Source organism: Leisingera sp. S232 (genome assembly GCF_049800895.1).
Classification (GTDB): Bacteria; Pseudomonadota; Alphaproteobacteria; order Rhodobacterales; family Rhodobacteraceae; genus Leisingera.
Genome location: NZ_JBNAFX010000027.1, coordinates 56,376 through 63,047, shown reverse-complemented (window position 1 = coordinate 63,047; position 6,672 = coordinate 56,376). Strand labels below are relative to the sequence as shown.

At 64.4% G+C, this 6,672-nt stretch carries 5 protein-coding genes; 3 read left to right on the top strand and 2 right to left on the bottom strand.

Features of this window, described 5'->3' with window-relative positions:
- The first annotated feature begins 6 nt into the window (after nt 1-6).
- The 3 genes from ACP151_RS15555 (at nt 7) to ACP151_RS15545 (ending at nt 4,344) form a co-directional block, all read left to right on the top strand.
- A complete protein-coding gene (locus tag ACP151_RS15555; RefSeq protein WP_424978024.1) occupies nt 7-1,740 on the top strand; it encodes a type I secretion system permease/ATPase in 1,734 nt (577 codons plus the stop codon).
- Complete coding sequence (locus ACP151_RS15550; protein ID WP_424978016.1) at nt 1,737-3,041, top strand: HlyD family type I secretion periplasmic adaptor subunit; 1,305 nt, start codon at nt 1,737-1,739, stop codon at nt 3,039-3,041. Before ACP151_RS15555 ends, ACP151_RS15550 begins: the two co-directional genes overlap by 4 nt.
- Nucleotides 3,042-3,102: 61 nt before the next feature.
- Nucleotides 3,103-4,344 carry a glycosyltransferase family 4 protein gene (locus ACP151_RS15545; RefSeq protein WP_424979816.1) on the top strand — a complete coding sequence of 414 codons (1,242 nt, stop codon included), beginning with the start codon at nt 3,103-3,105 and terminating at the stop codon, nt 4,342-4,344.
- 90 nt (nt 4,345-4,434) lie between these two features.
- Here the strand turns inward: ACP151_RS15545 and ACP151_RS15540 are convergent, their stop codons facing one another.
- On the bottom strand, nt 4,435-4,617 hold the full coding sequence (locus tag ACP151_RS15540) for a hypothetical protein (protein ID WP_424979815.1): 183 nt from the start codon (nt 4,615-4,617) through the stop codon (nt 4,435-4,437).
- A gap of 661 nt (nt 4,618-5,278) precedes the next feature.
- Nucleotides 5,279-5,950 (bottom strand): helix-turn-helix transcriptional regulator, encoded by a 672-nt coding sequence (locus tag ACP151_RS15535; RefSeq protein ID WP_424979814.1) that lies wholly within the window; start codon nt 5,948-5,950, stop codon nt 5,279-5,281.
- Nucleotides 5,951-6,672: the final 722 nt, after the last annotated feature.

The following is a 6,672-nucleotide window of genomic DNA, read 5'->3' as shown; positions in this document are numbered from 1 at the left end:
CTGATGATGAATAAAAGCCTTTACAAGAACGGATATGATGAACTGCTTGAGGTGCGTCGGCGGAGCCGGGGTCTGTATTGGTTCACCGGGATATTCAGCTTTTTCGTGAACCTGCTGATGCTGACCGGCCCGCTGTATATGATGCAGGTCTACGACCGGGTGCTGGGCAGCCGGTCGGAGGCGACGCTTTTGGCGCTGTCGCTGCTGGTGGTGTTTCTCTACGCGATGATGGGGTTTCTGGATTACGCCCGCGGCCGGATCATGGCGCGGGTCGGCGCGCGGCTGCAGTCGGCGCTCGACAAACGGGTGTTTGATGCGATGACCCGCCGCTCGGCGGTGGCGCAGGATCCGGTGGCGCAGACCGGGCTGCAGGACCTGGAATCGGTGCAGCGGCTGATTGCCTCGCCGGTGCTCGGCGCCGCCTTTGACCTGCCCTGGACGCCGGTGTTCCTGGCCGGCATCGCCCTGTTCCACCCCTGGCTGGGGCTGCTGGCGCTGGCAGGCGGTGCGGTGCTGGTGGTGATTGCGCTGATGAACCAGCTGTTCACCCGAGCTCCGATGCAGCAGGCCAATATAACCGGCCACAAGGCCAATCTGATGTCCGAGGAGATCCGCAACGAGGCGGAGATGATCCAGTCGATGGGCATGCGCGGCGCCGCCTTCAGCCGCTGGAAACAGGCGCGGGACGCAGCGCTGAGCGACAGCGTGACAGCCAATGACACCGGTGGTGGCTTCACCACGCTGACCAAGACGCTGCGGCTGTTTCTGCAATCGGCCATGCTGGGGCTGGGCGCCTATCTGGTGCTGCAGGGCGAAGTGACGCCGGGCGCGATGATCGCAGGCTCGATCCTGATGGGGCGGGCGCTGGCGCCGATTGAACTGGGCCTGGGCCAATGGCCGCTGGTGCAGCGGGCGATGAAGGGCTGGCACAGCCTGGCGGAATTGCTGGCCAAGGTGCCGCAGGAAGAGACCCGCACCGCGCTGCCCAAACCCAAGGCCCTGCTGGAAGTGCAGGGCATGGCGGCGGTGCCGCCGGGCGGCAAGACGCCCTTGCTGCGCAATGTCAACTTCCGGGTGCAGCCGGGCCAGGCGATCGGGGTGATCGGGCCGTCGGGGTCGGGCAAGTCGACGCTGGCGCGGGCGCTGACCGGGGTCTGGCCGCCAGCGGCGGGCTCGGTGCGGCTGGACGGGGCCGCACTGGACCAATATGCGCCGGATGTGCTGGGCGGCCATATCGGCTATCTGCCGCAGCGGGTGCAGGTGTTTGACGGCGCCATTGCCCAGAACATCGCCCGGCTGCAGCCAGAGCCGGATGCCGCCAAAGTGGTGGATGCCGCCAAGAAGGCCGCCGCCCATGAGATGATCCTGAAGCTGCCCGAAGGCTATGACACCAGGGTCACCGCCACCGGCGGGCGGCTGTCGGGTGGTCAGATGCAGCGGGTCGGGCTGGCCCGAGCGCTGTATGCCGATCCGGTGATCGTGATCCTGGATGAACCCAACTCCAACCTCGACAATGAAGGCTCGATCGCGCTCAACCAGGCGATCAAGCAGATCAAGGCGGAAGGGCGCTCGGTGCTGATCATGGCCCACCGCCCGGCGGCCATCCAGGAATGCGACATGCTGCTGGTGATCGACGGCGGCACCCAGACCGCCTTTGGCCCCAAGGACAAGGTGCTGCAGGAAATGGTCGCCAACCATCAGAACATCCGCCAGGCAACCGGCGCAGGAGGCGTGCGATGAGCATCGAAAGCAAATGGCCTGCCCGGCGGCCGCTGATCATCGGCCTGCTGGCGCTGCTGGTGCTGGTGGGCGGCTTCGGGTCCTGGTCGGTGCTGTCGTCGATTTCCGGCGCGGTGGTGGCGACAGGGCGCATTGAGGTCGACCGCAACCGCCAGATCGTGCAGCATCTGGATGGCGGCATCGTGGCCGAGATCCTGGTCGACGAAGGCGACACCGTGGCCGAAGGCGACACGCTCCTGCGGCTGGACGCCAATGAGCTGACCTCGCAGCTGGTGATCATCGAGGGCCAGCTGTTCGAGCTGATGGCGCGCCGCGGCCGGCTGGAAGCCGAGCGCGACACCGCCGCCGCAATCACCTTTGAGCCGGAACTTCTGCAGGCCACAGAGCAGCTGCCGGATGTAAAGGATCTGGTGGAGGGCCAGCGCCGCCTGTTCGAAGCCCGCAAGGACACCACCGCCCGCGAGATCGAACAGCTGGAGAAGCGCCGCAGCCAGATCCAGGAGCAGATCCGTGGCATCCAGGCACAGCAGCAGTCGATGACGGTGCAGCTGGAGCTGATCGGCGAGGAGCTGGCAAGCCAGCAGTCGCTGCTGGACCGCGGCCTGGCGCAGGCGGCGACGGTCCTGAACCTGCGCCGCACCGAGGCCGACCTGCAGGGCCGCCTGGGAGAGCTGGTGGCCTCGGAAGCGCAATCCGAGGGCCGTATCACCGAAATCGACATCGAGATCCTGAAACTGGCCACCGGCCAGCGCGAGGAGGCGATCAGCCGGCTGCGCGACCTGCGCTACCAGGAGCTGGAGCTGGCCGAGAACCGCCGCTCGCTGCAGGGGCGGCTGGCGCGGCTGGACATCACCGCGCCGGTGTCGGGCATTGTCTACGGGCTGCAGGTGCAGACGCCGCGCTCGGTGATCCGCGCGGCCGACCCGGTTTTGTACCTGGTGCCGCAGGACCGGCCTCTGGTGATCGCGGCACAGGTCGCCCCCACCGATATCGACCAGCTCTACACCGGCCAGGAGGTGACGCTGCGGTTCTCGGCGCTGGACCAGCGCACGACGCCAGAGCTCTTTGGCCATGTCACCCAGGTCTCGGCGGATGCCTTTGACGACCAGGGCAGCGGGGTTTCCTATTACCGCGCCGAGATTGAATTGAACCCCGGCGAACGCGGCCGCCTGCCTGCGGGCACGGTGCTGATCCCGGGGATGCCGGTGGAAAGCTACATCCGCACCGCCGCCCGCTCACCCTTGGCCTACCTCATCAAGCCGCTGTCCGACTACTTCGTCAAAGCCTTCCGCGAAAGCTGAAGGCCAACAGACACGGAGGTAGGCGCTTGCATCCCGCCCGCAGGCTTGGCATGCATGACCCATGAAAATCCTGTTTGTGCATCAGAATATGCCCGGCCAGTACCGGGAACTTGCGCCCTGGCTGGCGGCCCAGGGCGGCCATGAAATCGTCTTCCTGACCCAGCGCGAGGGCGTGCAGCTGAAGGGGATCAAAACGGTCACCTACAAACCCTTCCGCACCCCGGCCAAGGATGCTTTTGGCCTGTCGCGCGATTGGGAAGCGGCGGCCGGCGCGGGCCTGGGCGTGGCGCTGGCGGCGCGGCAGCTGAAAGAGGCCGGTTTCACCCCCGACATCATCATCGGTCATACCGGCTGGGGGGAGCTGATGTTCATCAAGGACCCCTACCCGGATGTGCCGGTGATCGGCTTTTTCGAGTATTTCTACCGCACAACCGGCGGGCTGGTCGGGTTTGACCCGGAAAGGCCCGCCAATGACCAGGCCCATTTCTTTGCCGAGGCGCGCAATTCCGTGCCTTATGCCAGCATCGAGCAGGTGGACCTGGGCCATGTGCCCACCGCCTGGCAGCGCGACCGCTTCCCCGCCAGTTTCCATGACCGGATGTATCTCTGTCATGACGGCATCCGCACCGATACGCTGGGTCCGGACCCCGATGCCTCAATCGGCCTGGGACGGCTGGAGCGCCCGCTCAGCCGCGAGGATGAGGTGGTCACCTATGTCGCCCGCAACATGGAGCGCGCCCGCGGCTTCCACATCATGATGCGCGCCCTGCCCCGGATCCAGGCGGCCCGCCCCAATGCGCGTGTTCTGATGATCGGCGGCAATGACACCTCTTATGGTGCCGAGAGCAAACACCCTGCGGGCCTGCGCGGCGAGATGGAGGATGAACTGGGCGACAGCGTTGACTGGAGCCGGGTGCATTTCCTCGGCAAAGTGCCTTATGGCGATCTCTGCCGGATCATCCAGATCAGCCGCTGCCATATCTATCTAACCATGCCTTTCGTGCTCAGCTGGTCCTTGCTGGAAGCGATGGCGATGCAGGCCACCGTGGTGGCCGCCGATGTGGCGCCGGTGCGCGAGGCGATCACCCATGGCGAAACCGGGCTGCTGGTGGATTTCTTTTCGCCTGAAAAACTGGCGGATCAGGTGGCGGATGTGCTGTCCGATCCCGGCGCTTATGCGCATCTGGGCCCCAACGCCCGCGCCCATGTGGTAGAGAAATATGATTTCCTGACCCGTTGCCTGCCCGAGCATATCGCCCAGATCAATGCGCTCGTGCCGCAGGCACGGAGAATAACCCTGTAGCCGCAGGCGCGGAAAATGAAGATCTCGCCGCAGGCGCAGAGACTAAAAGCCGGAGCCGGTATTGCACCAAGAACAAACCGGCCAGCAGGCTCAGCCGTCTCCGTCTTGCGGTTTTGCAGGCGCTTCTCTGTATGGCGGCGGTTTCGCGGCAGGGTTCGGGTCTGTCTCGCTATAGTCCGGCAGATCGTTAAACCCTGGCGGTAAAAGCTCTGGCGGCACATGGGGCACCCGCTCCATGTTGACCGGCCGGGCGCTGCCAATCAGCAGTTGCATCAGAGAGGCACCGCCGCCCCTGGCGGATCTGCCGGCTCCGCCTGCAGCAGCCGTATCCGGCCCGAGATTGATTGTATGTGTGCCGTAACGAGGCGGATCCAGCCGGGGACGACCAAACAGGGAGCTCAGAACAGATGGCGTCCGGGGCGGGCCCTGTCTGCGGGCCCTGGCACCACCGGAAGCTTCCCCAGGTGCCTCCTGCCTTTCCTGCTCTGCCGCTCCCGCATCCGGCTTGCCGGGAAGCGCAGTTTCCGCACCGCGTGGATCCCGTTCCTGATAAGCAGGCGGAGGGCCATCAGCCGCCCCATCCGCAGAAGCTTGCGGATGGTTTGCTTCCGCAAAAACCGCCGATGCAGGCCTGGCCGCAGCCTCTGGGGCCGCCTGCAGAGTCCTGGTTGTCCTGGGGCGCACATCCTGCGGCGGCGTATCAGGACCGGCATTGGAAGAGGTTGCAGCCTGAGCGGATAGCGGATTGATGTGATCTGTCACTGGCTGGTTTCCTCTTCTTTGCCGGGGACATCCGCCCCGTCTCCGGAAGCATACCCGGCTTCAGCCTGATACAGATTTCATTTTTCCCGATATCTGACTCTTGCCAGCGCATCAGCCGGATGCAGCGAGCCCTGAGGCCGAGGCGCCGCTTGCATGTCTGCCGCGGCGGCGCTCAGTGGCGCTGTGTCGGCGGCGGCGGCAGCTGATCCGACGCCCAAAGCGCCGCCTGGGTGCGATTCTTGGCGCCGATCTTGCGAAAGCAGGTGCGCAGATGCACTTTCACCGTGGCTTCGCAGATCCCCAGTTCATTGGCGATGCTCTTGTTGGTGGCGCCTTCGGTCAGCTTGGCCAGGATCAGCTGCTCACGGTCCGACAGACCGTGGCTGGCCCGGGGTCGGCTGCCGGATCCGTTGCCATGTCGGTCCGGCTGCATTGTTCTGTCTGCCACCGTCGTCTCCTCCGCCAGCGTCCCGGGCAGCACGATGCGGTAACCGTCCTGCACAACCTTCAGCGCAGCAATCAGCGCATTTGCTGATTTGCGCTCGGGGATCACCGCTTCGGCATATTGGCTGAGCCGCCTCTGGTCGGCCGCCGGGCAGTCATCGCCGGTGATCAGGATCAGCGGCGCCGTGCCATTGCCGATGCGAAAGGCCTGCAGCTCCTGCAGCAGCGCCGCGCCAGGGCAGTGGCTGTGACAGTAACACAGCACCATGTCCCCTGTGCCCAGCGGCGGCAGTTCCGCCAGGGCACTGCAGCACTGCCCGGTCTCATAGTCATTTGCTTCACAGATGGACAGAAACATGTCCCTGAGAAGCCTGCTTTCCCCCACAATGTGAACAGACATCCAAAACTCCTTTACTCGTAACCCGCACCGGTCCCTGAGACCGGCGCGTCTCCAGGAGCGTACTGCCGCAGCAGCCTGCTGATGCAGACGGCCATGGCTGCAATACGCTGCCGCTCCCTGAAACACACATTGTCCGCCTGCTGCTATCCCGGCCCCGGCCGCACTCTGGCGCCGCCGTTTCCCGATCGTGATAAAAACGGAACACACCCGGAAAAACCTTCCAGCCCGGGCTGCGCAAACGGACGTTCAAACACTTCTGATGCGCATTGCTGTGGATAAACTATAAAGAATCTATCCCTTTTTGTTAAGGAGCTTGGCCTTCTGGCGCAGCGCCTTTTGCCAGCCCGCCCCGGAGCGCAGTCGGGGCTCCTGACTTATCCTATTGGTTTCCATTGCAATCCTGCCGTGCATCCTGATCGCTTCGGCATTGCCGCGTATGGGGAAACGAAGCGTTTCCAGTCAAGAATGGACAATTTAAAGAAATCTAAGTTATCCACATGACAATCACAGGTTACACGAATCGACTTGGCCTGCCAGGCAGCGCTACCCCTATGGTAGTATTGCCTCGGCCGCTCCTGCGCCGCAGCCCGCACTCCCCTGCCTTTGGCGTACCCCTTCTGCCCGGTTTGCCCTGCCCCCTGCCGTGCTACCTTTCAAGGCATTCATTATGTCATGCCGGGGGGCAACATGGTTATGTTGAGTGCGTCCGTTGCGCAAACGGG

What these genes read in the sequence shown, in the direction of transcription:
- ACP151_RS15555 (WP_424978024.1), top strand. Translation starts at nt 7, where the DNA reads ATGAATAAAAGCCTTTACAAGAACGGATATGATGAACTGCTTGAGGTG.
- ACP151_RS15550 (WP_424978016.1), top strand. Translation starts at nt 1,737, where the DNA reads ATGAGCATCGAAAGCAAATGGCCTGCCCGGCGGCCGCTGATCATCGGC.
- ACP151_RS15545 (WP_424979816.1), top strand. Translation starts at nt 3,103, where the DNA reads ATGAAAATCCTGTTTGTGCATCAGAATATGCCCGGCCAGTACCGGGAA.
- ACP151_RS15540 (WP_424979815.1), bottom strand. Translation starts at nt 4,617, where the DNA reads ATGCAACTGCTGATTGGCAGCGCCCGGCCGGTCAACATGGAGCGGGTG.
- ACP151_RS15535 (WP_424979814.1), bottom strand. Translation starts at nt 5,950, where the DNA reads ATGTCTGTTCACATTGTGGGGGAAAGCAGGCTTCTCAGGGACATGTTT.